We start from the raw sequence: 25,932 nt of genomic DNA, 5'->3' as shown, positions 1-25,932 counted from the left end.
AGCTTACTGAAAAAAGCGGATATGTTTGATTTGCGTTTTGATACGCTCGATTTTTTGCAGCAGCTTTCCTTTAGTTGGAGGACCGAGCCCGATATTCGACAGGCCGGCGATCGTTTCTGCGACGTCCGCGACCGACATGTTCTCGGTATCGAGATGCCGTCTGAAGACGTCGTCGGACAAGCCCGACAAACAGCGGTCGATCTGCCGGGCGGCCCATGAGCCGCTTCCCTCCCCTCTGCTCCGCAGCCGTTTGAGCAGCATCTCCATGGACGCGCATAAGGCAAAATGATTGACCGTCCTCCCGTCGCGCCGAAGACGGCCGACAAGCTCGTCGAAATATTGCGGGTTTACGACGGTCATCGGCACGATGACGGTTCCTTCGTAGCTGCTGCAAATATGCGTCAGCATCACGTAGTTTATCTCGCGCCACATCGGATAATGTTGAAAATCGTCCTCCGTCGACGCTTCTCTCGGAATGTTTTTTCTTATGTAATAGCCGGCATTCTCCGGATCGAATACGTAGGAGCGGGGGATGCGCCGGTTCAATTCATAGGCGGTTTGCGTTTTGCCGGAGCCGAAGGCGCCGTTCACCCATATGATCATCGCTAAACACCTCGCAATATTTTTACGACCGCACAAAATGCCATCCCAATTTCGAAACATTATCCCATTTTGCCCCGATCCTGCCTCTGCTAAGATGAATGTAATCGATGACGAGGCCGCTCGTTCAAAGTTCCCGGGTCCGGGAGGGAGGGAAGCCGTAGTATTGGCTGAAGGCCCGGCTGAACGAATACGCATCGGGATACGAAATGGCAAGCGCGATTTCCGTCAGCGTAAATGTCGTTTCTTTCAGGTATTGCATCGCTTTCTCCATTCGCAGACGCTGCAAATACGTTTTCGGAGAGTAGCCCATTCGTTCGGTAAACATTCTGGTGTAGTGGGAGCGGGTCATTCCGGCATGCCGGGCTACATCCTGGATGCGGATGCCGCCGGTAAAATGGGTATTCATAAATTCGATGCTGCTCTGCAGCAAGGAGGTGCTCGGGGCATTCTCGTATCCCCGCTGACGCGCTTGGAGGAGAAGCTCGTCAAACCATCGGATGAGCAGCAGCACGAAGCTCAGCCGATCGGTATTTTCTTCGGATGCGAAAACGTTCTCCATGGAGTCCCAATACGGCTGCAGACGAGCTTCATCCCATCCCGTTATATACGGATTTTCCTCCGAAAAGCCGATACGGTTGAGCATTTGCAGCGACTGCTTGCCGTTAAACGTGATCCAGTACATCCGGGGAGGCTGTTCGGATTCCGCATAATAGTATTGATGCATAACGCTCGGAATGAGGCAGAACATCGTGTTTTTGCGCAAAAGATGTTCGTTGCCCTTACTATCGATAAAATGCACGGCCCCGCCGTCTACGTAAACGAGCCCGTATCCCAATACGGCCGGCGAAGCCATCCGGTATGCCGGTTTGGCAATCGTCAGCCCTGTGCTGGTGGGCCAGATGCCCCATAATTTTTCCAAATGGGTCGGTCTATGATACCACATCGATCTGGTTTCATTCGGCAATTCGAGCATAGCACACCTCCAACAGTATGTGCGCACGGTTCTTATCGAGCTGCATGAGCGCTATCATTGTAGCACAAAAATATAAAGGGAAGAGGAGATTTTCGATATGGTGCCAAAAACGCTGCCTTATATTTACGAGTTCGACCAAGAAAGCCTTCAGGACATTCGGGATTGCAAAGAACGCCATGGATTTGCGATCGTTAAACAATTATTGACCGGGGAGCATGTAGAGCGGCTCAAAGAAGATGTCCGCAACTATTTGGGCCCCCAGTTTGCGAATGATTCGGTGCTTTCCGTAACGGATATCGCATTTATCGAGAAAAGCCCGGTTATGGCCGAGCTGCTGGCTTACGAACCGTTTATGCGGATTGCGAATTTTATCCACTATGGAGAAGCTTTGACGGTGAATCGAAGCGCGGCCATATACAAGAAGCCGGGAGCGGGCGGCGCCGCTGCGAATTCCGGGGTGCATGCCTGGCATACGGATTGGGATCGTCTTGAGCATCCTTACGGCGCCAATGCGGTACTCAACAACACAGGCGCTACCTCTTTATGGTTTTATTTGACGGGCAGCAATCCGTTTAACGGCGGGCTGGCGATAATACCGGACTCGCATACGGAAGATTGGGAGGCGCCGGAAGGCTTCGAGTTTACGGAAGGGCGCAAGTCATTTTACCGCAAAGGCACGGAGCCGAAGCCATACATCGACATGGATGTGCCCGGCATGATGCCGGTTATTACGGAGCCGGGGGACCTCGTCATTTTTGCCGAACGGACTTATCACGGGGTAAACGTGCATCAAGGGACCGAGCCTAGACTAAGCTGCGGCATGAGCTTTCGTCCAAGCAGCTACGAAACGGGTCCTGTCTGGCCTTTGCCCGATTCGTCCCGAAGATTTATCGAGTCTTGCCCTCCGGAAAGTAAACATTTGGTCGAAGGGTATATCGGCATCGATACGGCTTGGAGATCGGTTCGGTAACGATCGATTCGTATTCGTGAAACGGAGGAGCCAAACATGACCGCACATTTGCCGCATACCGACCGCGGGCTGCGTTTCGGTTGGGCGCAGGCCGATATAACGCCTGAACTGCCTATAGCCGTCGAAGGCCAATTCCATGTCCGCATGTCCGAAGAAGTAATGGATCCGTTGACCGTAACCGCATTGGTTCTGCAATCGGGACGGGAGCATATTGTTTTTGTAAGCTGCGATCTTGTCTATATTTCCGATAAGCTGCGGGATTCCGTCCGGAAGCGACTGAACGATTCCAAGGACGGTCCGGATCCCCGGAAGGTGATTTTAAACGCAACTCACACGCACACGGGCCCCGGGAACATGGAGCGGGAGGAAAGTACGGGCAGCGGGTTAGGCTTGGGAGTAGAGCTGGATGTCATGAGCGTTGACATGTATGTGAGCTTCGCGGTCGAACGGATCGGCGAAGCCGTGCTTCAAGCATGGAACAGCCGGAAAGAAGGCGGCATCGCATACGGTATGGACTATGCCGTGGTAGGCAGAAATCGGCGCTGGGTGAACGACGACGATAAAGCGACGATGTACGGCTTAAATGCCGAGATCAGCGATCGATTCCGCCATTTTGAAGGTTATGAAGATCATAGCGTAAATGTTGTAGCCGTTTATGATTCTGCAGAAGCTTTAACGGGACTCCTTGTAAATGTGCCGTGCCCTTCGCAGGAGACTGAGAGTTTATTTGCGATCAGTGCGGATTGGTGGTGCGAGACGCGGGCGGAGCTTCGCCGCCGGTTCGGCGGGCAACTGTTCATTTTGCCGCAGTGCAGTGCCGCAGGCGAGTTAACGTCTCATCTTATGTATGAGCGTGAAGCAAATGAGCGCATGCTGAAGCTTCGGGGAAAAAGCGCGCGGGAAGAAATAGGCATTCGGATTGCCGATGCGGTGGAAAGAATATTGCCGTTTATCGCTAAGGAAATCGACTGGGCTCTGGTGTTGAGACACGATGCGGAAATCGTATATTTGGAGGCAAACCGTCTGACGGAGGACGATCTCCGTTCCGCTATACGCGATGCGGAGCAATGCCGGGAGGAATATGAGAAGGAAAAACGGAAGCTCGAGGAACGGCCCGAGCTGCGCGAAACCCCTCGTTGGTATGTTCCGGTTACGAGCGCATACCGACGCATGAACTGGCACAAGCATGTCGTTAGACGCTGTGAACAGATGAAGCGGAACCCGGTTATTCCGGCCGAGCTGCATGTTTTGAGGCTGGGCGATATTGCATTCGCGACAAACCCGTTCGAATGTTATTTGGATTACGGCATACAGATCAAGGTTCGAAGCAGAGCCGTTCAAACGTTTCTTGTTCAGCTTGCAGGCGGCGGCACCTATCTTCCAAGTCCGCGTTCCGTAAGGGCCGGCGGGTACGGCTCGGTTCCCGCCAGCAATCCGGTCGGAGCGGAAGGCGGACAGCAGCTAGTCGAGCATACCGTTCGCATGATGCGGTCGTTATGGGAGGAGGCAGGCGAGCAGAGCTCGCAGCTGTAGGAAGCGCGTTTCCGCGAGGGGACTGAATCGATGACAAATAAATACGCTTCCATCCCACATGGAGTGGTTTTGGAAGCGTATTTGTTTCTATTTCAGGACCGGTCTGTCTGTCCCGCTCTAGCCTTCCGGGAAGTCTCTTATTGGGATGTTGAGGGATTATTTGACGTCTCGATAAAGCTTAAGGGTTGCCGGACTCGGTCAAATCTTCCGCAACGGCGCTCCAATCGCGAATATGACAATGGTCGAACAGCATGAGGCCGTCGGATTTGGTGCGGCAGCTGTTCATGATGCGGCGGCGCAGCGCCGGGTCTTGCAGCGCGGCGATCGCTACGCCGGCATAAACGGGCAGCTCGCCGTTCGTCATGAGCTTGGCTAACGCTATATACCGTTCGACGTCGCGGACGGTTTTCTGATACGTGCCGATCATCAGAAAATCCAGGCTGTCCGTATACCCGGCTGCCGCATATTCATCCGTATACAGGAAATCTTCAGGGAAGCCGAGCCGGTCATCATAGTCGGTATTGGGGCTCGCCCAGTTGACGCCGTAACGGTAATGCAGCTCGTACCAGGAACCTACGTATGCGGCCAAGCGAACATTTGTGCTCCGCTGCTCGTTGTGAAGGTCAATCAGCCTGCGTGTTTCCGCGACGAAGGATTCGATCACATGGGCGCGGAATGCCCACCATTCGGCGAAAAGCGGTCCTTCGATTCGTGTTCCTCTCCCGTCATAGGCGAATACATCATGCGGCCACGATGTCAGCCGTTTGCCGCGCGCAGCCAAGTAACGTTCGAAGGCCGCTTTCGTTTCGCCGCCGAAGTCTGAAAATTCGTTATCGTACCGGCAGCGATCGAGCACGATGCCGTCGACATCGTAACCTTCGATGATTTCGCGGATGCCGCGAAGCTCGAAATCGCGTACTTCTTCATTCGCCGGGTTGACGAATTGCACGGTCGCTCTGCCGTTTCGGGCATAAGCGGCATTCCGCTGCAGCAGGAGCCCGCCGCCGTCTTCCGGTCGGTATACGCGTTGCTCCCATGCTTGAAGTCTGCTCTCCGGAAGCGCAAATTGATTGCGGTAAAACGAGCCTTCGGCGAATACGTTAAGCGCTGCGTAAACCCGCAAGCCCGAAGTATGCCCATGCCGCACGAACAACTCGAGAAGATCCTGTTCGGGATTGGCGCCTTGACGGTCGGGCGACGTCATTTCGCTCACATACGGTCTGCCTGTCAGCCCGTTTTTCCGGTAAGCGGCGAAACCCTCCACGCCTTTCACGTCGAATACGATCGACGTAATGCCTGCCGACTTCGCTTTCTCCAGCATAGTTTGGACCGCCTGTCCGCTTTGAAAAGAGAGCATATTATGCCCTTGCTCCACCCATAGAAAAACCTCGCGGCCGCTCGCCTCAGCCGCGGATGCCGAAGCGGCGCTATTCGCCGGTTGCTTGTAAAAGACGAACGACACGGCGGCATCGCGGACAGCGCCGTTCTCCATAAGCGCCGCCTCGACGGAGTTGCCGCCTGCTCGCAGCGGAACGTCGCAGACGAACGAGCCGTCAGACCCGACCGGTACGGCGGAGCCGTTTACGCTCAAGCTGTACGCCCGTTCCTGGCTGCGGCGGACGACCCGTCCCCGCAGCGAGAACGACGGCTCCAAGGCGGTTTCGAGCATCCCGCTGTCCAGCAGCAGCGCCGGCTGTACGCCGCATGCCGCCGCCAGCTCCCGCGCGGCGGCGATATCGCCGTTCAGGCGCAGCTTGACGGCGTCGCCCTGTTTGAAACGCGCGGCGAAACGCGCGGCGAAACGCGCGGCTTCTTCGTCCGTGCAGCCGAAGGCCAGCAGCGCATAGCCGCCTGCGGGGACGGCGATGCTTTCCGCAGGACGGACGGCGGCGAGTACTTGGCTGCAGCGGTCCACGATTACTGCGGCAGCTGCGGCGGCCGCAGCATCGTAAGTGGAGCCCGGATAAGAGGCCGTGAGCAGAACGATGCGGCTGCCGCCGTTTTCAGGCAGCACATCGACCGCATCGATCCGCAGCCGAGTCCCTTCGACGGCGATCGAAATATCGGCGGGCGCGGCTTCGATCTCGCACAGCCATTCTTTGGTCAATACGGCAGAATCCGATTTATGAAAAGCCAATTTGAAATACCTCCGCTTGGACGATTATAGGCAAGCTGATTTCGCTCAACATCCATTGTATCGAAGTCATGCGGATGCGGGCAGGTAACAAGGATGACTTTTTCTTGTCGGATCATTGTCGTTTGCCTTTATTTTTGCGAAATTGAGTAGGAGACTGGCCTGTAAACTTTTTGAACATCTCGTCAAAATAGTTGATCGTGCCGAAGCCGACTTGCTCGGCGATGCGGGTGATCTGCAAATCCGTTTGGACGATCAGTTCCGCCGCTTTATTGATTCGGTACGAGTTCAGAAACTCGGTAAACGTCCGGCCCGCCGTTTTTTTGAACGTCCGGCAAAAATGATGAACGCTCATGTTGGCGAGCTTCGCCGCTTCCTGTACCGAAATTTTGTCCATATAATGATTGTCGACGTGCATCATGACATGCTTGAGCTGCTCGGCATGACGCCTATCCGCTTGGCTGTCGCGGAGGATTCCGTCTTCTGCAGCGTAAGCGCGTGCCAGACGGATGAGGAGGACGTGCAATAAAGAGCGGACAGCCATTTCATAGCCTTGCTTTTGGTGTATGAATTCGCCGATCGTCGTACGGATCGTTTCCGCCAGCGCATGGTAATGAGGGTCGTCCGGACGTATACGGTCAGGAAGAGCAAGCTCTCCCCCAAGCAGCGGTTCGTATGATCGAATGTTCGAGCTAGTTCCCGCTAACGCGGAGCGATCGAACAAGATCGTGTAATAGCTAGGTATTGTTTTCTTTAAATAACCGCCGTGGATTTGACCTTCGGGCATGAAATAAATATCGCCGGGCACGGCATCGTACGATCGTCCACCGATATGAAATTCAGCCTGCCCTTCCGCCATCATAATGATCTCCATATGCCTTTCATGCCAATGCGGGTGAAACAAAACTTTGCCGTCGCATTCCGGCTGAAAAAAATTGAATGGATAATCGTCGCCGAGCATGGGCGGTTTATTATTATTAATCGGTTGGACAGCCAATGCTTTCCCAGCCCCCGTTCGATTGTGGTTTGGAATGGCTTTCACTTCTAGTTGAGCAATATTGTTTAACTATTGAGCAATATCGCCGCTAGACGGTTGAGTTGATTGTACCGTAAGCTGATCGTATTGTGAAATCACTTGCGTTAGCGAAGGAGAGATTGGATGGAACGGAAAAGCTTGGAGCTCGAGCTGCTCCCGGGGGAATATTGGTGGGGCGGTATCGTGCCTGACGGCGTGAAGATGCCTTTTGGCGGCGGGATGGAAGCGGAGCGGGATATGCATGCGAGCTTGCTCGGAAATCAGGGGTCGCCTCTGCTGCTGTCGAGCAGGGGAAGGGCGGTTTGGTCGGAAGATACGTTCGGTTTTCGGATAACGCCGGGCAAGCTGATTATACAAGAGGCTGAAGGCGAGCTTCATGTTGACGAAAGCAAGAGCAATTTGGCGGAAGCGTTCCGTCATGCCGCCAATCGGTATTTCCCGGCGGACGGACGGTGTCCGGAGGCGCTTTTTTTTACGGCTCCGCAGTACAATACATGGATTGAAATGACCTATGAACCGACGCAGGACAAAACGATCGCCTACGCGGAAAGCGTATTGGCGAACGGTATGCCGCCCGGGGTTATTATGATCGACGACAACTGGATGCAGGATTACGGCAATTGGACCTTTCATTCCGAGAGGTTTCCCGATCCGCGGGCGATGACCGACAAACTGCACGAGCTCGGCTTTAAAGTCATGCTCTGGACATGCCCGTTCGTAAGCCCGGACAGCGCAAGCTTCCGGTATTTGGAGAAAAGGGGCTGCCTGCTGCGCGACGAAACGGGTAAGACCGCGATCCGCCAGTGGTGGAACGGCTTTAGTGCCGTGCTGGATTGCACGAATCCGGACGCCGTCGAATGGTATAACGGACAACTGCATACGTTAATGGACCGGTACGGCATCGACGGCTTCAAATTCGATGCCGGCGATCCGGAGTTTTACAGGCTCTCGGATAAGAGCGCCGAGCCGCGGCATCCGAACGGGCATTGCGAGGCATGGGCGAAGGTCGGCCTCGATTATCCGTTCAACGAGTTCCGCGCTTGCTGGAAGAGTGCGGGAAAGCCGCTCGTGCAGCGTTTAAGCGACAAAAGCCACAGTTGGGGAAACGACGGGCTCGCTTCGCTTATTCCGAACGGATTGGCGCAAGGCCTTTTGGGCTACGCTTTTACATGTCCCGACATGATCGGCGGCGGTCAAGTCGGCGATGTGTTAAACGAAGATTTTACGGTCCGAAAGCATGTCGAGCTCGATCAAGAACTGTTCGTCCGTTACGCCCAATGCTCGGCATTGTTTCCGATGATGCAATTTTCCGCGGCGCCTTGGCGTGTGCTCGATAAGGAGCATCTGGAGCTAAACGTGGAAGCGGCCCGTTTGCATGCGGAATACGGGGAAGAAATAATGGCGCTTGCTCGTCATGCAGCCGAAACCGGCGAACCGATCATTCGTCATATGGCTTACGTATTTCCGGAGGGAGGCTATGAACATGTGCGCGATCAGTTTATGCTCGGCTGCCGCACGCTGGTAGCCCCCGTACTGACGAAGGGTGCGGCCAGCCGCAGTATCGCCCTGCCGCCCGGTACATGGCGCGGGGATGACGGCAATATCGTGGAAGGGCCGTGCGTATTCGAAACGGCAACCCCTCTATCGCGGCTGCCCCGCTACGAGCTGATTGATTAGGAATAGGAACGAACCGTTCCGGCTTACCGAGCCGGGGCGGTTTTTTTGCGATTGCTGCTCGTTTCGATGAGGATGTGATGCGGGCAATCGTTTTCCTGGGTCTTTAATTCGTCAATAATCGTTTTCGGGGTTTCTGCGGCTTGCTGCATATGGAAAACGACGGTAATCCTGTGCTACGATTGATTTGCCATATGAATTATCGGACAAAAGCAGCTGCATGGCTGCTGCAGGGTGCCGGGCTGGTCAACTTTGTACCTGTTTCGTACCTGTTTCATACCGGAGGGTTGGTTCAGAGGTGCCCGATTGGACGATCAAATAAATTGGAGGGAACAGGATGAGGGAAAACGGGATGGCGGACGCCGCAAATAAGGAAGCGCTTCACCGTGAAGCGGGGAACGGAAACATATTGCCGCAAAGCGATCTATCGCCGGGGACGTCGATCGATGTACGGCATTTCGGAGCGATAGGGGACGGTACGGCGGACGATACGGGCGCCATACGCAGAGCATTGAACGTTTTGCCGGTCGGCGGTACGCTTTTTTTTCCGGTCGGCACGTATAAGGTCTCGGGCAGTCTTGCCGTCGTGCAGGATTTTATTACGATTACGGGGCAAGGGCCGCTGTCCCGGATCGTGTATACGTACGAGCAAACCGAAGATGACACGCATGAAACGGCTAGCTTGTTCGCGTTCCGCAGCGGGATTAAAGCCGTGACGGTAAAAAATTTGAATCTGCAATATACGGGTACTTTTTTTGGGAATGTGGGCCAGAGCTACAAAGGCAAAATAAGCGCCCTATATTTCAAACAATGCTCCGATATTTTGATTACCCATATGGAAATATCCGGATTTAACGCCAACGCCGTTTTTGTCGAAGGAGAGCGGGAGGCTTACGCGTCGCGCTTCAAAGTGAATCAATGCTATTTGCACCACAATCGGGTCGGCGGCGTTTTGTTCGGGTTTGTCGAGTATATCAGCATTACCGATTGCGATCTCGACTACAACGGATCGGTCCTCGACGGCGGCACGGGATACGGCTGTGCGGGATCGTCGGGAGGCGTGCCGAAGCATATCCAAATCATCGGCAACCGGTGCAGCTACAATTACCGCAAGGGAATCGACCTGCATGCCGGCATCGAAGCCATTATTGAAGGAAATGTTTGTCACGGCAACCGGCTGTACGGGATTTATACCGAAGGGCCGCGGACAGGCAACGTTACGATACGCGGCAATTTGATCACCGGCATGCGTAGAGATAAGATCGGCATACCCGAGCCCTATACATGGATTACGGGCATCGATTTCGGTCCTTACGCGGAGTCGCTGGTGCCGGAGGAGTACCACAACTATTTGATCGAAGGCAACCAGATTACCGATTTCGGCATCGGCGAAGGTAGCGCTTATCCGATTCACGGCTATTTGAACTTCCGCAAAGGAACGATTCAAATCAAAAACAATATCATCCGTGCGGGACGCGTTACACATCTGGTGTCCTTGTCGCCTTTGGCGCCCGGAAGCCGCGATGTCAAGCTGGATATAAGCGGCAATCAGGCGTTCGCGGACGAAGTGACCGATTATGCATTCCATCTGCCGCATTGCAAGGAGGTGAATATGCAAGGGAACCAGATTACGGCGAATCAAACCGAAAAGCGCGACGGCATGATTATGCTAGGTTATGAAAACTTGCAGACGTTTACATATATAGGAAATCACATGGAAGATCCGCAAATCGCTGCGGCGTCCGCGTTATGCGGGGAAGGCCGGCTGCTGGCCAAAACGTTCAAGCTGGGCAATTTTTTAAACGGTGTTCTGGAATAATCCGGTAAGTTTTCCCAAGAGTCAAGTCATGATCGACAGTCGAATCAAAAGTGAACGGCTTGCCTGAAGCGTGAGCGAGCGGACGGCTGAGGGGCCGAAAGGGGAGAGCGCGATGATTCACGTAATTTGGGATGAAACGGAAGGCGAACGCCTCAACCGCGAAGGAAGAGATTACACAGCCGGTTATTTATTCGAAATGCTGGCCTATCTGGGACATTCCTGCCAAAAATGGACGCATCGCGATTGGATAAACCGGCAGCCCGCGGGTTTGACGATTGTCGCAGGAGCGAGCGGCTTGAAGGAATGGCCTGCCGCATGCGAAAACTATGTCCGAAACGGCAGCTCCCTGCTTGCCGTCGGGGGCGTTTACGGGTTGGAAAAAGTGCTAGGCGTTTCGTCGGCGGGCAAGATTCGTGAAGGCTGGGTGCAGTGGTCAAAAGACGGCGATTGCCCGGCGGCCGGGCTGCAGAGCTCTTTTCACTTTTTTGACGCGCAGGCCGTCACAACACGGGAAGAAGGGATCGCAACTTGGGGCAGCTTGTCGGCAAGCCTCGGCGTCATCGCCGCTCCGCAGGAAGCTGCGGGGTACCCGGCCATTACGGAGCGTCGGATCGGCAAAGGGCTGGCCGCGATGATCGGAATCGATTTGATGCATACGTTTTTTATGATCCAGCAAGGGGTACCGGTCGTCCGTGACGGTTTGCCTGCCGGCGACGGCTCGGCGGCCATCAACGAGGGGATTTGGAAAACCGACGACGGGAGCGTGCTTGATTGGCAGCGCGACCGCGATGCGCTTGAGCCCGGGGGCGTCCCGTTCTTTTTGCATCCGATCGTAGATGAGTGGCGGTTCGTGCTGCAGCGCGTCATTCACAAGCTGGCATTATCGGCGGGCGCTCCGCTGGCGCAGGTTTGGTTTTGGCCCGGAGGGGTCGAAGGGATCGGGCATATTTCGCATGATACCGACGGGAACGATCCGGCATATGCGTCCGTCACGCTGCAAAAGCTTTCCGAGGCGGAAGTCAAATCGACCTGGTGCATCATTATGCCGGGATACGATGCGGATATCAATAAGCGGATTGCGGAAGCCGGGCACGAGATTGCGCTGCACTATAATGCGCTCGGGACGGAAATTCCGGAAAGCCACTGGTCCGAAGAGCATTTCCTCTTTCAGCTCAAGGGGCTTAATGAGCAATTCCCCTGCCGCCCGATCGTGTCCAACAAAAATCATTTTTTACGCTGGGAGGGGGACGTCCAGTTTTACCGCTGGTGCGAGCGCGCCGGAATTTCGCTCGAGCAGAGCAAAGGAGGGACGAAGCAGGGGAACAAAGGCTTCCTGGCCGGCACCTGCCACCCTTACGTCCCGATCGAAACGGCATCCGAGGGAAATCGTCCGTTCGAGGTGCTGAGCTTGCCGACGCTTTCCTGGGATCCTCCTACACCTGCCCGCTGTACGTACGAGGAGGCTTTGGCGCTCACGGACCGGGCACGCGACGTATACGGCGTCGCACATTTCTTGTTCCATCCGGGTCTCGCCGGAATTTCCAAAGAGGGAGTCGGCGATGCGCTTGTCGAGCTGGTTCGATACGGGCGTAAGAAAGGGCTGGCGTGGTGGACAGGGGAGGAGCTCGTCGAATGGTTTAGACAACGCAGGCAAGTGCAAGCGGAGCTTTGCCGGCTGCCGGACGGCGGTTATCGTTTGAACGTCTCGGCGGAGCAGGACGTGCAAGGGTTGACGCTGCTGCTTGCTATGGATTCGGGCGGTTCTCCTATAGCGGAAAGTCCGGACGGAGCGGTGTCGATCGTCTCCATGCAGGCTGTCGAACGGTTCGGCCGTTCGTACTGGGAGCTCGTCGCTGACGTAGCGGCCGGTACGAATCCGATTCTCATTCGAAGCGCTGAACGGTAAGGGGAGTGGACGGCGTGCTGACGATATTTCATACGGCAAGCGATTTTGGGCAAAAGGAAACGACGACGGTCGTGCTGCCGATCGGGGCAATCGAGCAGCACGGCAGCCATCTGCCGGTCGGCACGGATACGATCGTGGCGGTCGAGCTGGCGCAAAGGATTGCCGAACGTTTAGACGCATACCTGCTGCCGCCTTTGGCGGTCACTTCTTCGATCGAGCATCGGCTCGGCCGGGGAACCGTCTATTTGAAACCGGCGACGCTTGCCGCCGTTTTAACCGATACGGTCGCTTCCCTCCACGAATCCGGATACAGCAGGGTTTTGCTCGTTAATTTTCATGGCGGCAATTGGATCGTCAAGCCGACCGTCCGCCAGTTGAACCGCGATTATGCGGATATGGAAATCGTGCTGCTGGATCTGGCGACTTTGGCGAATGCGCGGCTCGGCGAGGTGATCGACAATCCTGCTGGCGACGTTCATGCCGGCGAGATGGAAACGTCGATCATGCTTTACCTGGATGAATCGAGAGTAGGCACTGTGCGCCCTACGGATAGAAAAACCGGATTGAGTCAAAGCTTCCTAGATTATTTCGACATGACGGAGCTGACGGGAGACGGATATTGGGGTTATCCGGAGGCGGCGACGAAAGAGAAGGGCGAGAAGCTGATGGAGCTGCTGATCGAGTGCGCTTTCGACTATTTGGCATTACTTGAGGAGCAGAAACGGATCGTACGTTCGAATGGCTAGATGAGCATGCAAAAAGAACCTATCACATTAAAGGACGTGATAGGTTCTTTGCTTCAAATATAAGACTTTATATGTTTCACAAAACAAGTGCTTATATTTCAACGGTAAACGCGCGCGTCCCAAAGGACGGCGAAGCCGTTTATCCTTGGCCGGAGCCGATGTATCCGGCTTAAACGATCTCTTCGACGATAACCTCGCCGAGCAGCCGGTCGATGTCGGCGATTTTTACTTCGCCGGCTTTGAAATTCAGCGCATTGGCCGTGCCGCATGCGGTACCGAGGCGGACAGCGTCCACAGCGGAGCCGCCGCGCGCGAAGCCGACGACGGTGCCGGCGACGAACGAGTCGCCGCTGCCGACCGCGTTGACGCAGTCGATGACCGGCGCTTGCACGCGATAGATGCGGCCTTCATGGCCGAACAGCGATCCTTTGGCGCCCAGCGTGACGATTACGCAGCCGATGCCCTGCGCCATCACTTCCTTGATGCAGCGGATCAGCTCTTCTTCCGTCTGCGCCGGCTTGCCGAGCAGCTTCTCGATTTCATCTTCGTTCGGCTTGATCAGAAAAGGCTTCGCTTTAACGCCTTCAAGAAGGGCGTCGCCGCTCGTATCGAGCGCAACGACAGCACCCGCTTCCTTGGCAATGGCGATCAATTCCGCGTAGGTGCCAGTCGGACATCCCTTCGGAAGGCTGCCCGACATGACGACATAGCGGGAGCTTGACGCAAGGGCGCGGATTTTTTCCCGCATCGCCTGAAGAGCGGCTTCGTCAATGACGGGACCCGCTTCCAGAAGCTCCGTCTGCGTGCCGTTCTCTGCGTCGATTATATTCAGGCACAGGCGCGATTCGCCTTCCGCTTCGACGAAGTCCTGCCCCATGCCTTCCTTCAAAACTTGTTCGGCAATATAGCGGCCGTTATAGCCGGCGATATAGCCCGTTGCCGTTACCGGTTCGCCAAGGGAACGCACGACGCGGGCGACGTTGATGCCCTTGCCGCCTGCCGCGGCGTCCATTCGCTGAACGCGGGACACTTTGTTCAAAGCAAAACCTGGAGCCGCATACGTTTTATCGATCGCGGCGTTAAGGGTTACTGTTGTAATCATGCTTCCGCACCTCGCATTATGGACTGAGTGAGGCGATTAGCGGAAGTCTTTCGCTTTGCCTACGCAGCCGGTCATGATCATCTTTTCTTTGGCCAGCGCTTTGACCGCTTCTTTAGCGGGTACCATATATTTACGCGGATCGTTCTCGTCCGGATTGTTGTTGAATACGGCTTTGATCGCATCGGAGAATGCGATGCGGAGCTCGGTGGCGACGTTCATTTTGCCCATGCCGAGGGAGACGCAGCGTTTGACTTGCTCTTCCGGAATGCCGGAGCCGCCGTGCAGCACGAGCGGAACGTCAACGAGCTTGTAAATTTGTTCGAGACGGTCGAAGGCGATTTTCGGCTCGCCCTTATAAATGCCGTGCGCCGTGCCGATTGCCGGGGCAAGCGTAGGTACGCCCGTAAGCTCGACGAATTTGACGCACTCCTCCGGATCCGCAAGCTTCGCGTCCTCGTCAGCCACGCTGATGTCGTCTTCTACGCCGCCGACTTTGCCAAGCTCCGCTTCGATGTTGACGCCTGCCGCTTTGGCGACTTTGACGACCTCGATCGTTTGACGGACGTTTTCGTCGAACGGATGCATGGACGCGTCGATCATAACCGACGTATAGCCTTCGCGGATACAGCGTACGACTAAGTTGAAATCGGTGCAGTGATCGAGATGCAGGGCGATCGGGATGCCTGCGCGCTTGGCAGCGGTTTGCGCTGCGGCTACGATATAATCGGGACCGAGATGTTTAACCGTACCGACGGTCGTTTGCAAAATAAGCGGAGCTTCGAGCTCTTCGGCGGCCTCGACGACGGCTTGAAGCATTTCCAGCGTGTGAACGTTAAAAGCGCCGATGCAATAACCGTTCGCGCGAGCGGCTTGCAGTAGCGGAGTGGACGAAACGAGATGACCCATGATGGTGCCTCCTTTAGAATATCGAAAGATAAAATGATTGAAACGATCAAAAAAATGATTTAAACTTTCATTAAGTTGATTATAAGGGAGAAAAACAAAAGCTGTCAAACAGCAAATGTCGAATAAAGCAGGAAAAAAATATGGCGATGCCGAAATCTTAATGCTGGATCGACTGTACATTATCCGGTTATTGTCAGGTGGGTGATTAGGTGCAAGAAACGGCTTCTTCCAAGGGAGAGCAGCGCCGTCAGGGAATTATGTTGCGGCTGAAGCAGAACGGACGCATAACGATAACGGAAATTATCGAGTTATTCGATTGCTCGGAAGCGACGGCCAGGCGCGATCTCGACATATTAGAAAAGAACGGAAGCGTTATCCGTACGATCGGCGGCGCGCTTCTCGAAGGATTTCTCGCGGTAAAGGAAGTTTCTTTTACGGAGAAGCAGCAGAAGCTTTGGGTGCAGAAGGAAGCGATCGCGCGCAAAGCGGATGAGCTGATCGAGGAAGGCGACATAATCGGCTTGTCGGGCGGAACGACGACTTTCCTGATCGCTCGCGAGCTGAAAAAGCGGGAAGGCATTACGGTCGTGACGAATGCCGTCAACATTGCGATGGAGCTCGCGGACAACGATGCGCTTCAGGTCGTCGTCATCGGCGGCGTCATGCGGGGCAAAAGCTACGAGTTATGCGGGCCGCTCGCCGAGAAGACGATCGAGCATTTGAACATCGGCAAAATGTTTCTCGGCATCGACGGGCTTACGCTGGAGCAAGGACCGACGACGTACTCCGAGCTGGAAGCGCAGACGGCGCGCACGTTATTGAGCCATAGCCAGCAAACGATCGCCGTCTTCGACCATACAAAGCTGGATCGGGCTTCGCTGTTCTCGATCGCACCGCTGGATGCGCTTTACGGCTGCATTACCGACGACGGAGCGGACCCGGCTTTCCTGCGCAAGCTCGCAGAGCGCGGCGTTCAGGTATACAGCGCCAACGTATAGTTAAGCGTAGGCCATTTTCGTTTGAAGGTAAATCGTTGCACGTGTGACGAAGCCTGTTGTAGGATGTATTCATTTATCCATGATTGGGAGGAACGATGGGATGAGTTATGTAATCGGAATCGACATTGGCGGTACGAATATTGTGTGCGGCTTGCTGGACGAGCAGTATAACTTGCTTGGCAAGGTGAAGCAGCCTACGGAAGCGGCTAAAGGCAGCGATCATGTATTCGCCAAAATCAACGGCATGATCGATCAGCTTTTTGCGGAGACGGGCAAGGATCGGAGCAAGCTGATAGCGGTCGGGGCGGGTACGCCTGGCTTTATCGACTCGGATAGAGGCGTTTGTCTTTTTGCCGGAAACCTCGGCTGGCGCGATCTTGAAGTGGCCAAGCTGCTTGGCGAGTATGTAAAAGTGCCCGTATTTATCGATAACGACGTGCGCATGTACGTTTACGGCGAAACGATCAAAGGCTCCGTTCAAGGCGTCGATCACGTATACGGCATTACGCTTGGTACGGGTCTCGCTTCGGGAATGGTCAACGACGGCAAGCTGTACTACGGCGGAGGTTATATGGCGGGAGAGCTCGGCCATGTCCATATCGATGGCGAATCGACGCCTTGCGGCTGCGGGATGAAGGGGTGCCTGGAGACGATCGCATCGGCGACCGGTATTGCCCGGCAAGCTCGCGAAAGAATAACGCAGGGCGAGGAAAGCGTGATGCAAGCATGGTTCCCGGAAGGCGATCTGAGCGGGCTGACGGCGACTCATGTTTCCAAAGCGTATGACGAGGGCGATCGTTTGGCGATCGACATAATGAACTATACGGGCACTGTGCTCGGCAAAGCGCTTGCCTATGCAATTACATTGTTCAGCCCGAATGCGCTTGTCATCGGCGGCGGCGCCGCGCTGGCGGGCGAGCGGCTGTTCAAGCCGATGCGCGAAGCGATCCAGGCGAATGTGTACAGCGGTTACTGGGATAAGCTTTCAATCCATCAAGGCACGTTGATCGATGACGGCGGACTGATCGGAAGCGCGGCTTTTGCGAGAAGCCGGGTATAGCGATTTTGAGAAGCGAAGCCGGTTTTCCTAATGGGGAAACCGGTTTTTTGCAAATACAAGAATGTATATACTTCACCTGCCAAGTGCTTCTATTTCAACGGGAAACGCGCCTGTCCTTAAAGGAGGGCGAAGCCGTTTATCCTTGGTGGAATACGCACATAATCCTGTCGTTCGAGCTTGCAATTGCTCATACTTTTGATACGGTATAGGGAAAGATAACGAAAACAGCTCTTGCAAGGAATGGATGCGGGATGATGATAAAGAAATGGTCAGTCTATTTGATGGCGGGCGTTGCGTCTTCGCCGAATTTTTTGGAGGAATTCGGCATCTCGTGGGAAAAGCGTTTTTTGGAAAACGGCAATGATGTGCGCATGCACATCTTTTACCCTTACGGCGACTGGAGCCGAAAAATGATCAGCCAGCTTAGCGAGGTGCGCGGCGATTTAATGGCCGGCTTCGTCCGGAGAAAGTCGTCCATTGGCGGAAGGCGCGCCTATGAAGCCATCCGATCCACGTATGAGGGCGGGAATTTGCTGATTGTCGGACATAGCGCAGGCGGGCTGGCCGGCGTTCACGCTGCGCATTTATTGGCTGCGGACGGCCATCCGGATCCGGTAAAGGTTGTGAAGATCGGTTCGCCCAAATGTACGATTCCGCAGGAAGCCCGCGATTCCGTGCTGATCATCGATGCCGTCGACGGAAGTGGCAAAGTATGCGATCCTGTCAGCCGGCTGGGGACATGGGCGGGCTGGGAGAAGGGGCGCTTCGGGCTGCCGCGGCGCAATTCGCGCTTGTTTGCGCCCTCCGCCGTATCGCATGTTTCGATCGTCGGGGGGCATGCGGATTATTTCCGCAGCGGCGATCCGTATATCAACGAGACGGGCTCCTCCAATATGCAAATCATTTCCGATGTGATATGGTCGTGGATTCACCGGACATGAACGGGCAAACTTACGTATAATGCAGCCAAGCGCGCATAGTTAAAATCGATTGTTCAACCAGGATGTCGTCATCGCACTTCGTAATAAACAACAAGCCTCGCTCTTTGCCGTACCGGCATTGAACGGGGCTTGTTGATTTGACGGCCCGAATCGGCGGCTGAATTAGCCGATAATGATTTTGCCTTCCGGGTGACGGTACAGCTCTTTCTTAGGCTTCGGCTGCAGGGCGAAGGCAAGCGTCACGAGGCCGATACGGCCTACGTACATCATGAAGATGATGATCAGCTTGCTGGCGAAGGTAAGCTCGCCGGTAAGGCCCATGCTTAGTCCGACCGTGCCGAACGCCGATGCGGATTCAAACATGATCATCATGAAATCGTTGTTCTGAAATACCGAAAGCAGCATCGTAGTGGAAACGAGCATGAACACCCCGATCAGCGCGAGCGTAATCGCTTTGTACACGTCGCTGCCGGACATCCGGTAGCGGAACAGTACCACGTCTTCTTTGCCGCGTATCATCGTGACCAAAGCGGCGACGAGTATGGCAAATGTCGTAAGCTTGATCCCCCCTCCGGTAGAGCCGGGAGCCGCGCCGATAAACATCATGATGATCATGAGGAATTGCGTCGCCCCCCGCAGCTCCGCGATATCCACCGTATTGACGCCGGCGGAGCGAAGCGTGACGGACTGGAAGACGGAGGCGAGAATTTTCGAATCCCAGCTAAGCGCTCCCAGCGTGCGAGGATTCGTAAATTCGAAAATAAAGATGCCGACCGCCGCAACCAAAGTCAAAATGCCTGTGGCGGAAAGCACGACCTTGCTGTGCAAGGACAGCTTCCGCGTTTTGGGATATTCGAGCAAATCGGAAATGACGATAAAGCCGATGCCCCCCAGCACGATCAGCAGGATGGAAACGATGTTAATGCCGAAATCGTTGACGAACGGCGTTAAGCTGCGGAATCCGCCGAACAGTTCGAAGCCCGCGTTGTTAAAAATGGAAACGGAATGAAAGATGCCGAAATAAACCGCTTTGCCTAAAGGCATTTCCTTGGACCAACGCATGATGAAGTAAAGCGCCGCCGTCCCTTCGATCGTCACGGAATAGATGAATACGCGAACGATAAGGCGGATGATGCCGTCCATATTGATTTGATTGAGCGATTCCTTCAAAATCAGCCTTTCCTGGAGCGATACGCGTTTCTTCAAGGCGATCGCGAACCACGTCGCCATCGTCATGAAGCCGATGCCGCCCATTTGGACCATAATCAAGAGGACGATCTGGCCGAATCGGGTGAGGTGTACGCCGGTGTCCAAGACGGCGAGTCCGGTTACGCATGTAGCCGAAGTAGCCGTAAATAACGCGTCGATAAAGGGGAGACGCTGCCCGTTTGTTGAAGCGATCGGCAAGGAAAGCAGGAAGGTGCCGATTGCGATGATAAGTGCGAAGCCGCCTGCGAGTACGCGGGGCGGGGTTATTTTGGCATATTGCTTCAGGTAAGACAAAATCGGTTCACCTCTTGATCGAGTTCGAAATGGAATCGTTTGTTCGAATAGGCCGGATACGAATCGCGGCTGTGCATTTAGTTTAAGATAACTATAGCGTCTGTATGCAGAGATTGCCAGTGTAACTGTGAGGAAGCTGTTCTACAGGCTCTAGGGCGTTCGGATCGCTCGAGCAAAAGGGCGGCTTCGCATAACGCAAGCTTTCAATCCGCCATTACGGGAACGGCTCCGCTGCCGGAAGCCGCAACGGCTTCTTCGTATGTGCGCGCGCCTTCCAGGGGCGGGGAATATACATGGAAGCTGACGGCTCTTTCGCCGTTCGGATTGCTCATGCGATGGATTTGATTTTTATCCGCCCGAAAGAAGCTCCCATTCGGGACATGTTCCGTGAAGACTGCAATGGTGTCTCCCTCCGGGTTTTTCCCGTACACAGTATTGACGACCGTTCCTTCCAGCACTAAGCGCATCCGACGGATTCGCCATGATCGTGAATATAGGTGGCAGAATGAGCCGGTAGATGGATCACTACGGCTTGAACGGTATCGGATGTCCATAAAATGTTTTTCCCGTAAGGCAAGCCTTCAGGTTCGGTTGCGAAAGTGCGGGCAAAATCGGCTGTAAAACGGCATGCCTGTATCGCCTGCTGAAGCTGTCCGGGAGTAGGGGCGCTCAACTCCGCAAAGTGACGCTGCAGTTCTTTCAAATATTCCATGCGTACCTCCTACAGGATATCAAAAATTCCTATTGATTTAATAAGAATTCCTTATGAATCGTTATGTAGGCATTGTATGGTCATTCGCCGAGAAAAGTGACGGCAGCCCGGCGGCCCGGAAAAAAACTACGGCGGACCCGGAGATGCGGTGTAGCGCGGGATGGCATATCGAAAGAAAAGGTGTGTCGGTAGTAAGGGGAGCGGCAAAGATCGCGACGCACGAAACCGTTTGCCGCAGGCGGCTGCCTGCACTATACGATTGCACAGCAAAAAGATCCCCTTGCGTGCCTACGGCAAATCAAGCCGTTCGAACGCAAGGGGATTTGGCAGCCGCCATCGGCGGCATGCAGCTCTGCAGCTCGCTCCTGCGAAAGGGCGCGAGGCGCTGAAATTACTTGCTGACCGCCGCGCTGCCATAAAGCCTTTCGGCTGCATGGAGCGTAGGGCCGACAAAAGAGTTGATCGGGAAGCTGTGCTTGATCGCATTCGTAATGAACGATTTGGCGATCATAACCGCTTCTTTGACGTCGCGGCCTTTGGCCAGCTCGGCGGTGATGGCGGCGGAATAGGTGCAGCCGGCTCCGTGGGTATTTGTCGTGACCAGCTTTTCCGATTCATAAAGCTCGAATGTGCTTCCGTCGTACAGCAGGTCGACCGCGCGTTCGCCCGGCAGCTTGCCGCCGCCTTTAATGAGCACGTATTTGACGCCGGATTCGTGAATGATCGCTGCGGCTTCCTTCATTTGCTCGACAGTCGTTATCGCGGGACGTTTACTTAGCTGGGAGGCTTCGAACAAATTCGGTGTGACGATCGTCGCTTTCGGCACAAGCACCTCCCGGAGCGCTACCGCGGTTTCCGGATGGAGCACCTCGTCCGTGCCCTTGCAAATCATAACCGGATCGACGACGACGTTGCGCGCTTGATGCCGTACGATGCGATCGGCCGTCCGCTCGATGATGTCCGTCGAGCCGAGCATCCCTGTCTTCAAAGCGTCGGTCCCAATGCTGTCGAACACCGTTTCCAGCTGGGCGTCGAACGCTTCGAGCGAAACGGGAAATACGCTGTGGGACCAGTCCTTGGGAGACATCGCTACAATAGTCGTCAGCACGGTCATGCCGTAGACGCCGCTTTCCTGGAACGTTTTTAAATCGGCTTGTATGCCGGCGCCGCCGCTCGTATCCGAGCCGGCGATCGTTAATGCTTTGCGTATGGTCATCATGGTCTTCCCCTTTGCGGCAATTTGCTTCTGTAACGTCATTTTGACAAATTGCGTGCCAGGTTGCAAGCCATAATCGTTCTTAAAATCTGCCGGCCGATCGGACTATGCGCTGCCTCGTTAATAGGAATGCTTGTCCGGCTTGCCCTCGAACGAGTGCTCGAGATGATCGATCATTTCCTCGACTGCCTCGCTGATCATGTCGGTTGCCGCAATATTTTCCTGATCGGGCGGAGTCGGGATTCCCGCGGTTTCGAAAGCCGTTTGCTCGGTGATGACCTTTTTGCTGCTCATGAATGGCTGTCTCCTTTACGATTCGATTTTTACTTGTTGATTAGATTTCCCATGGGCATCATTGCTATTCTTTCGTTCAAACATGTTCCAGACAGAAACATTAATGGAAACCGTACGTATATAATCGAGGTGAGAAGGGGCGATTCAGAAATACCTTAAGAAATGAACGAGGGGGGACACGGCATGAAAAGGTTGCTTCCGGCAGCCGTTTTGTTGGTTATCATCGGGTCGGCTTTCCTGATCCAGGATTTCAGAAGATCGTATCCGGATATTCCCGAGGCGATCGACCGATACAAGAAGACTGACGGGTTCCAGATGAAGACTTTGATCGGCGGACATACGTTCGGGGAAGAAGCGGTGTATTTTTATGTAAACCGGAAAGACGAGATTGTCGGCGTCGAGCTGGGAAAAGGCGTTTTCGGCTGGATGGTGCGAGGTCTGTCGACTGGGAGCGGGATGAGCTTGAAGGAAGTCGGCGAACGGCATTCATTTACAGGGGGGATCAATACGAATAACCGGATCATTTTCGGTCTTGCTACGCTTGATGAATCGGATCGAATCATTATCAACGGAGAAGATGCGGCTCTAATTCCGCTTGGCGCTCATCTCGAAGAGGAAGAAGCGAAAGGGAAATATGCGTGGGCCATCGTGTTCGATAAGCGGCAGCAGTCGTATAAGAAGGAAATAATCGACAAGGATAACAGGAAAATAGTTGAATCGCCTTAATACTTTCCTATTGACAATATGAAATAATAATGTCAAAATGACAATATTACTTAAGCGGCAAAACGATATTTATCATATGGCGGTGATCGCATGAGTCAATCGGACAATGAACGGAGTTATTCCTCAGCCAAATACAGAACGCCTGACGGCGCGCCGGCGGATATCGTGATTTTCACGATTACGAAGCAGGAGAAACGCTCCGGCAAAAAATCGCTCCCGGTACGCGAGTTGAAGGTGCTGCTGATTCGGAGGAAGGCATGGCCGTTTCAGGGAATGTGGGCGCTGCCCGGAGGATTTTCCAAAGAAACGGAAACAATGGAAGTAACGGCAAGGCGGGAGCTGGAAGAAGAAACGGGCGTGCGTGACGTCCATCTCGAATACTTGGGCGTCTACAGCGCGCCGGGGCGCGACCCCCGGGGCTGGATTATCTCGCATGCGTACTGCGCGCTTGTAAATGAGGCGCTGCTGGCGCACCGCCAAGCGGCGGACGATGCGGAGGAAGTCGGACTGTTCGCGATCGACGATGCGCTGGAGAACATGGAGCTGGCGTTCGACCACCGCGAAATCATGCGGGATGCTTACTCGAAAATTCGCGAGCAAATGCTTGCTTCGACGATTGCAAAGCAATTTTTGCCCGAACGATTTACGCTGGGAGAGCTCCATCAGGTTATCCGTACGGTCGTGCCGGGGTTCGAGGAGCATAATTTCATTCGCAAAATCACCTCGACGCAAAGCCGCAAAGGGATCATGGAAGAGGCGAGGGACGCGAACGGCGAAAAGCAAACTTCGATCGAATATTCGCAGCGTCCCGCTCAGCTATACCGGTTTACGGGCTACGAGCCTCCGCTATCCATTTACGGTTAACCTAAGACGGCGAAAAGCGGGGCTGCCGATGTAAAGCAAGCACGATACCGCATGCTTGGAAACCTTCGTGTGCAAATGCTTAGGGCTTGCGCGCAAATAATAGATCTGTAACATACAAGGAGGTGTTCATGATGAAGGCGCTAATTGTCATCGATTATACCGTCGATTTTGTAAACGGACGGTTGCCGGTAGGCGATCCGGCGATAACGATAGAAGAACGGGTAGCGGCGTTAACCCGGGAGTTTGCGGAAGCCGGACATTACGTCGTTATGGCCGTCGATCTTCACGAGGAGAACGATACGCTGCACCCGGAGACGAAGCTGTTTCCGCCGCATAACATTCGGGGAACCGAAGGCAGGGCGTTGTACGGAAAGCTTGAAGAGACGTACAATGCACTTGCGGACCGCATCCGCTGGATGGACAAAACGCGATACAGCGCATTTTGCGGGACCGACTTGGAGCTTGCACTGCGGGCGAGGGGAATTTCGGAGGTGCATCTAATCGGCGTTTGCACGGACATATGCGTGCTCCACACGGCGGTTGACGCCTATAATAAAGGCTTCGCGATTACGGTGCATGCGGATGCGGTGGCCAGCTTCAACCCGGCGGGACATGAGTGGGCGCTCGGACATTTTGCCGATTCGCTTGGAGCGAGCGTCGTTCGGGCATAACTTACGCATATATGGAGCTTGAGGAAAGAGGCGAATGATGATGCAAACGACTACCGGCATGGCTCTTCATACCGATAAATATCAGATCAATATGATGTACGCGCATTGGGTTAACGGTACGCACAACAAAAAAACGGTTTTCGAGGCGTTTTTCCGCAAGCTGCCGTTCGGCAACGGTTATGCCGTTTCCGCCGGGCTTGAGCGTATCGTGCACTATATCCAAGCACTGAGGTTCGAAGAAGACGATATAGCTTACTTGGGCGAGCAGGAGGAAAATTATGACCCGGGTTTCTTGGAGGAGCTGCGGCGGTTCCGCTTTACAGGCTCCCTCTTTGCGGTCAGGGAAGGGACGCTCGTCTTCCCGAACGAACCGCTTCTCCGCGTGGAAGGACGCGTTTTCGAAACGCAGCTGATCGAAACGGCGCTTCTCAATTTTATGAATTACCAGACGCTTATCGCCACCAAAGCTTCGCGGATTAAGCAGATCGCCGGCGAAGACGGGCTGCTGGAATTCGGCACGCGGCGGGCGCAGGAAGCGGACGCCGCCCTGTGGGGGGCTCGCGCGGCTTATGTCGCAGGCTTCGACGCCACCAGCAATATGCTGGCAGGCAAAATGTTCGGCATTCCGACGAAGGGTACGCACGCCCATGCATGGGTGCAAAGCTTCGCCGAAGAAGAAGAGGCTTTCGAGCGTTTCGCCAAAGCGCTTCCGGGTCAAGTCACACTGCTTGTGGACACGTACGACACGCTGAGCAGCGGGGTGCCGAACGCGATCCGCATCGGCAAGAAGCTGCGCGAGCAAGGGAAGCGGCTGCAGGGTATCCGGCTGGACAGCGGCGACCTGGCTTACTTGTCGCAGCAAGCGCGGATCATGCTTGACGCCGAAGGGATGGAAGATGTCGCGATCGTCGCCTCGAACGATTTGGACGAAAACACGATCCTTAACTTGAAGGCGCAGGGCGCAAAAATCGATACCTGGGGCGTCGGGACCCAGCTTATAACGGCAGCCGACCAGCCGGCGCTCGGCGGCGTATACAAGCTCGTAGCGCGCGAAGCCGACGGTCCGCAAGGGGACGGGGCGCCGCGGATGGAGCCGACGATCAAAATTTCCGGCAACCCCGAAAAAGTGACGACGCCCGGCCGCAAGGACGTTTACCGGATTGTCGACCGCAAGACGGGGAAGGCGATCGCGGACTACATTTGCCTTACGGAAGGCGAGAAGGCGCCGACTGGGGAGAGGCTGAAGCTTTTTCACCCCGTGCATTCGTACTTGCAGAAATATGTCGAAGGGTATGATGCGCTGCCGCTGCTCGAAGCGGTTTTCAAGGACGGCGAGCAGGTGATGGAGCTGCCTGCGCTGGAAGAGATTCGCCTGTTTCATAAACGGCAGCTCGCCTTGTTCTGGCCGCAATATTTGCGGAAGCTGAATCCCGAGCACTACCGCGTGAACCTAAGCGAAACGGCATGGGAGCTGAAAATGAGCATGATTCATGCGCATACGGCAAGCGAAACCGAGTAAGCTGCAAGCATTTAGCGCACAGCAAG

At 54.8% G+C, this 25,932-nt stretch carries 24 protein-coding genes; 13 read left to right on the top strand and 11 right to left on the bottom strand.

The annotated features are described in order from the left end of the window. Positions 1–3: 3 nt before the first annotated feature. Both DQG23_RS07495 and DQG23_RS07490 read right to left on the bottom strand, forming a co-directional pair. Complete coding sequence (locus DQG23_RS07495; RefSeq protein ID WP_113030201.1) at positions 4–603, bottom strand: AAA family ATPase; 600 nt, start codon at positions 601–603, stop codon at positions 4–6. 124 nt (positions 604–727) lie between these two features. Continuing rightward, on the bottom strand, positions 728–1,576 hold the full coding sequence (locus tag DQG23_RS07490; RefSeq protein WP_113030200.1) for an AraC family transcriptional regulator: 849 nt from the start codon (positions 1,574–1,576) through the stop codon (positions 728–730). Between the two features lie 97 nt (positions 1,577–1,673). On the opposite strand from DQG23_RS07490, the gene DQG23_RS07485 reads away from it, so the two are divergent. Together DQG23_RS07485 and DQG23_RS07480 are read left to right on the top strand one after the other, a co-directional pair. After that, positions 1,674–2,546 (top strand): phytanoyl-CoA dioxygenase family protein, encoded by an 873-nt coding sequence (locus tag DQG23_RS07485; protein WP_113030199.1) that lies wholly within the window; start codon positions 1,674–1,676, stop codon positions 2,544–2,546. 36 nt (positions 2,547–2,582) lie between these two features. Further along, a complete protein-coding gene (locus DQG23_RS07480; protein WP_113030198.1) occupies positions 2,583–4,079 on the top strand; it encodes a hypothetical protein in 1,497 nt (498 codons plus the stop codon). A gap of 178 nt (positions 4,080–4,257) precedes the next feature. On the opposite strand, the gene DQG23_RS07475 is transcribed toward DQG23_RS07480, so the two are convergent. Both DQG23_RS07475 and DQG23_RS07470 read right to left on the bottom strand, forming a co-directional pair. Next, the gene (locus DQG23_RS07475) at positions 4,258–6,216 is read right to left on the bottom strand and encodes a glycoside hydrolase family protein (protein WP_113030197.1); all 1,959 of its coding nucleotides are present in this window, start codon (positions 6,214–6,216) and stop codon (positions 4,258–4,260) included. A gap of 112 nt (positions 6,217–6,328) precedes the next feature. Further along, the gene (locus tag DQG23_RS07470) at positions 6,329–7,210 is read right to left on the bottom strand and encodes a helix-turn-helix domain-containing protein (protein ID WP_113030196.1); all 882 of its coding nucleotides are present in this window, start codon (positions 7,208–7,210) and stop codon (positions 6,329–6,331) included. A 162-nt stretch (positions 7,211–7,372) separates the two neighbouring features. On the opposite strand from DQG23_RS07470, the gene DQG23_RS07465 reads away from it, so the two are divergent. The 4 genes from DQG23_RS07465 to DQG23_RS07450 all read left to right on the top strand — a co-directional run bounded on the left by DQG23_RS07465 (position 7,373) and on the right by DQG23_RS07450 (position 13,394). Further along, positions 7,373–8,926, top strand: a complete 1,554-nt coding sequence (locus tag DQG23_RS07465; protein ID WP_113030195.1) for a glycoside hydrolase family 31 protein — start codon at positions 7,373–7,375, stop codon at positions 8,924–8,926. Positions 8,927–9,260: 334 nt separating this feature from the next. Continuing rightward, positions 9,261–10,742, top strand: coding sequence for a right-handed parallel beta-helix repeat-containing protein (locus DQG23_RS07460; protein ID WP_113030194.1), 1,482 nt, complete (start codon positions 9,261–9,263; stop codon positions 10,740–10,742). Between the two features lie 112 nt (positions 10,743–10,854). Continuing rightward, positions 10,855–12,648, top strand: coding sequence for a polysaccharide deacetylase family protein (locus DQG23_RS07455; protein ID WP_113030193.1), 1,794 nt, complete (start codon positions 10,855–10,857; stop codon positions 12,646–12,648). 14 nt (positions 12,649–12,662) lie between these two features. Continuing rightward, on the top strand, positions 12,663–13,394 hold the full coding sequence (locus tag DQG23_RS07450) for a creatininase family protein (RefSeq protein ID WP_158560345.1): 732 nt from the start codon (positions 12,663–12,665) through the stop codon (positions 13,392–13,394). A 169-nt stretch (positions 13,395–13,563) separates the two neighbouring features. Here DQG23_RS07450 and pfkB read toward each other — a convergent pair whose 3' ends face one another. Together pfkB and DQG23_RS07440 are read right to left on the bottom strand one after the other, a co-directional pair. Next, a complete protein-coding gene (pfkB, locus tag DQG23_RS07445; RefSeq protein ID WP_113030191.1) occupies positions 13,564–14,496 on the bottom strand; it encodes a 1-phosphofructokinase in 933 nt (310 codons plus the stop codon). A gap of 36 nt (positions 14,497–14,532) precedes the next feature. After that, positions 14,533–15,402: a class II fructose-bisphosphate aldolase gene (locus tag DQG23_RS07440; RefSeq protein ID WP_113030190.1), complete on the bottom strand. Its 870-nt coding sequence runs from the start codon at positions 15,400–15,402 to the stop codon at positions 14,533–14,535. Between the two features lie 257 nt (positions 15,403–15,659). On the opposite strand from DQG23_RS07440, the gene DQG23_RS07435 reads away from it, so the two are divergent. The 3 genes from DQG23_RS07435 to DQG23_RS07425 all read left to right on the top strand — a co-directional run bounded on the left by DQG23_RS07435 (position 15,660) and on the right by DQG23_RS07425 (position 18,401). Then, positions 15,660–16,400 (top strand): DeoR/GlpR family DNA-binding transcription regulator, encoded by a 741-nt coding sequence (locus tag DQG23_RS07435; RefSeq protein WP_192894566.1) that lies wholly within the window; start codon positions 15,660–15,662, stop codon positions 16,398–16,400. Positions 16,401–16,500: 100 nt separating this feature from the next. Further along, positions 16,501–17,460: an ROK family protein gene (locus DQG23_RS07430; RefSeq protein ID WP_113030188.1), complete on the top strand. Its 960-nt coding sequence runs from the start codon at positions 16,501–16,503 to the stop codon at positions 17,458–17,460. A 254-nt stretch (positions 17,461–17,714) separates the two neighbouring features. Next, the gene (locus DQG23_RS07425) at positions 17,715–18,401 is read left to right on the top strand and encodes an alpha/beta hydrolase family protein (RefSeq protein WP_158560344.1); all 687 of its coding nucleotides are present in this window, start codon (positions 17,715–17,717) and stop codon (positions 18,399–18,401) included. A 162-nt stretch (positions 18,402–18,563) separates the two neighbouring features. On the opposite strand, the gene DQG23_RS07420 is transcribed toward DQG23_RS07425, so the two are convergent. The 5 genes from DQG23_RS07420 to DQG23_RS42530 form a co-directional block, all read right to left on the bottom strand. Beyond that, positions 18,564–19,904 carry a TrkH family potassium uptake protein gene (locus DQG23_RS07420; protein ID WP_113030186.1) on the bottom strand — a complete coding sequence of 447 codons (1,341 nt, stop codon included), beginning with the start codon at positions 19,902–19,904 and terminating at the stop codon, positions 18,564–18,566. 203 nt (positions 19,905–20,107) lie between these two features. After that, positions 20,108–20,371 carry a cupin domain-containing protein gene (locus DQG23_RS07415; RefSeq protein ID WP_158560343.1) on the bottom strand — a complete coding sequence of 88 codons (264 nt, stop codon included), beginning with the start codon at positions 20,369–20,371 and terminating at the stop codon, positions 20,108–20,110. Next, positions 20,362–20,616: a cupin domain-containing protein gene (locus tag DQG23_RS42055; protein ID WP_158560342.1), complete on the bottom strand. Its 255-nt coding sequence runs from the start codon at positions 20,614–20,616 to the stop codon at positions 20,362–20,364. Before DQG23_RS42055 ends, DQG23_RS07415 begins: the two co-directional genes overlap by 10 nt. Before the next feature lie 391 nt (positions 20,617–21,007). Then, positions 21,008–21,832, bottom strand: a complete 825-nt coding sequence (gene pdxK / locus DQG23_RS07405) for a pyridoxine/pyridoxal/pyridoxamine kinase (RefSeq protein WP_113030183.1) — start codon at positions 21,830–21,832, stop codon at positions 21,008–21,010. A gap of 120 nt (positions 21,833–21,952) precedes the next feature. Beyond that, on the bottom strand, positions 21,953–22,126 hold the full coding sequence (locus DQG23_RS42530; protein WP_192894558.1) for a hypothetical protein: 174 nt from the start codon (positions 22,124–22,126) through the stop codon (positions 21,953–21,955). Between the two features lie 183 nt (positions 22,127–22,309). Between DQG23_RS42530 and DQG23_RS07400 the strand changes: the two genes are divergently transcribed. From DQG23_RS07400 to DQG23_RS07385, 4 genes are all read left to right on the top strand, one after another. Next, positions 22,310–22,852 carry a hypothetical protein gene (locus DQG23_RS07400; protein WP_113030182.1) on the top strand — a complete coding sequence of 181 codons (543 nt, stop codon included), beginning with the start codon at positions 22,310–22,312 and terminating at the stop codon, positions 22,850–22,852. Positions 22,853–22,942: 90 nt separating this feature from the next. Further along, entirely contained in the window at positions 22,943–23,716 is a 774-nt protein-coding gene (locus DQG23_RS07395; protein WP_113030181.1) for an NUDIX domain-containing protein, read from the top strand. A gap of 131 nt (positions 23,717–23,847) precedes the next feature. Beyond that, on the top strand, positions 23,848–24,387 hold the full coding sequence (locus DQG23_RS07390; RefSeq protein WP_113030180.1) for a cysteine hydrolase family protein: 540 nt from the start codon (positions 23,848–23,850) through the stop codon (positions 24,385–24,387). Between the two features lie 34 nt (positions 24,388–24,421). Further along, positions 24,422–25,906 (top strand): nicotinate phosphoribosyltransferase, encoded by a 1,485-nt coding sequence (locus DQG23_RS07385; protein WP_420330214.1) that lies wholly within the window; start codon positions 24,422–24,424, stop codon positions 25,904–25,906. The last annotated feature ends 26 nt before the right edge of the window (positions 25,907–25,932 follow it).

Source organism: Paenibacillus contaminans, assembly GCF_003285015.1.
Lineage (GTDB): Bacteria > Bacillota > Bacilli > Paenibacillales > NBRC-103111 > Paenibacillus_V > Paenibacillus_V contaminans.
This window is presented reverse-complemented; position numbering and strand designations above follow the sequence as displayed.

Bases quoted from the DNA above. Each gene is read 5' to 3' on its own strand.
- DQG23_RS07495 (WP_113030201.1), bottom strand. From the start codon at position 603: ATGATCATATGGGTGAACGGCGCCTTCGGCTCCGGCAAAACGCAAACC.
- DQG23_RS07490 (WP_113030200.1), bottom strand. From the start codon at position 1,576: ATGCTCGAATTGCCGAATGAAACCAGATCGATGTGGTATCATAGACCG.
- DQG23_RS07485 (WP_113030199.1), top strand. From the start codon at position 1,674: ATGGTGCCAAAAACGCTGCCTTATATTTACGAGTTCGACCAAGAAAGC.
- DQG23_RS07480 (WP_113030198.1), top strand. From the start codon at position 2,583: ATGACCGCACATTTGCCGCATACCGACCGCGGGCTGCGTTTCGGTTGG.
- DQG23_RS07465 (WP_113030195.1), top strand. From the start codon at position 7,373: ATGGAACGGAAAAGCTTGGAGCTCGAGCTGCTCCCGGGGGAATATTGG.
- DQG23_RS07460 (WP_113030194.1), top strand. From the start codon at position 9,261: ATGAGGGAAAACGGGATGGCGGACGCCGCAAATAAGGAAGCGCTTCAC.
- DQG23_RS07455 (WP_113030193.1), top strand. From the start codon at position 10,855: ATGATTCACGTAATTTGGGATGAAACGGAAGGCGAACGCCTCAACCGC.
- pfkB (WP_113030191.1), bottom strand. From the start codon at position 14,496: ATGATTACAACAGTAACCCTTAACGCCGCGATCGATAAAACGTATGCG.
- DQG23_RS07440 (WP_113030190.1), bottom strand. From the start codon at position 15,402: ATGGGTCATCTCGTTTCGTCCACTCCGCTACTGCAAGCCGCTCGCGCG.
- DQG23_RS07435 (WP_192894566.1), top strand. From the start codon at position 15,660: ATGTTGCGGCTGAAGCAGAACGGACGCATAACGATAACGGAAATTATC.
- DQG23_RS07430 (WP_113030188.1), top strand. From the start codon at position 16,501: ATGAGTTATGTAATCGGAATCGACATTGGCGGTACGAATATTGTGTGC.
- DQG23_RS07425 (WP_158560344.1), top strand. From the start codon at position 17,715: ATGATAAAGAAATGGTCAGTCTATTTGATGGCGGGCGTTGCGTCTTCG.
- DQG23_RS07415 (WP_158560343.1), bottom strand. From the start codon at position 20,371: ATGCGCTTAGTGCTGGAAGGAACGGTCGTCAATACTGTGTACGGGAAA.
- DQG23_RS42055 (WP_158560342.1), bottom strand. From the start codon at position 20,616: ATGGAATATTTGAAAGAACTGCAGCGTCACTTTGCGGAGTTGAGCGCC.
- pdxK (WP_113030183.1), bottom strand. From the start codon at position 21,832: ATGACCATACGCAAAGCATTAACGATCGCCGGCTCGGATACGAGCGGC.
- DQG23_RS42530 (WP_192894558.1), bottom strand. From the start codon at position 22,126: ATGAGCAGCAAAAAGGTCATCACCGAGCAAACGGCTTTCGAAACCGCG.
- DQG23_RS07400 (WP_113030182.1), top strand. From the start codon at position 22,310: ATGAAAAGGTTGCTTCCGGCAGCCGTTTTGTTGGTTATCATCGGGTCG.
- DQG23_RS07395 (WP_113030181.1), top strand. From the start codon at position 22,943: ATGAGTCAATCGGACAATGAACGGAGTTATTCCTCAGCCAAATACAGA.
- DQG23_RS07390 (WP_113030180.1), top strand. From the start codon at position 23,848: ATGAAGGCGCTAATTGTCATCGATTATACCGTCGATTTTGTAAACGGA.
- DQG23_RS07385 (WP_420330214.1), top strand. From the start codon at position 24,422: ATGATGATGCAAACGACTACCGGCATGGCTCTTCATACCGATAAATAT.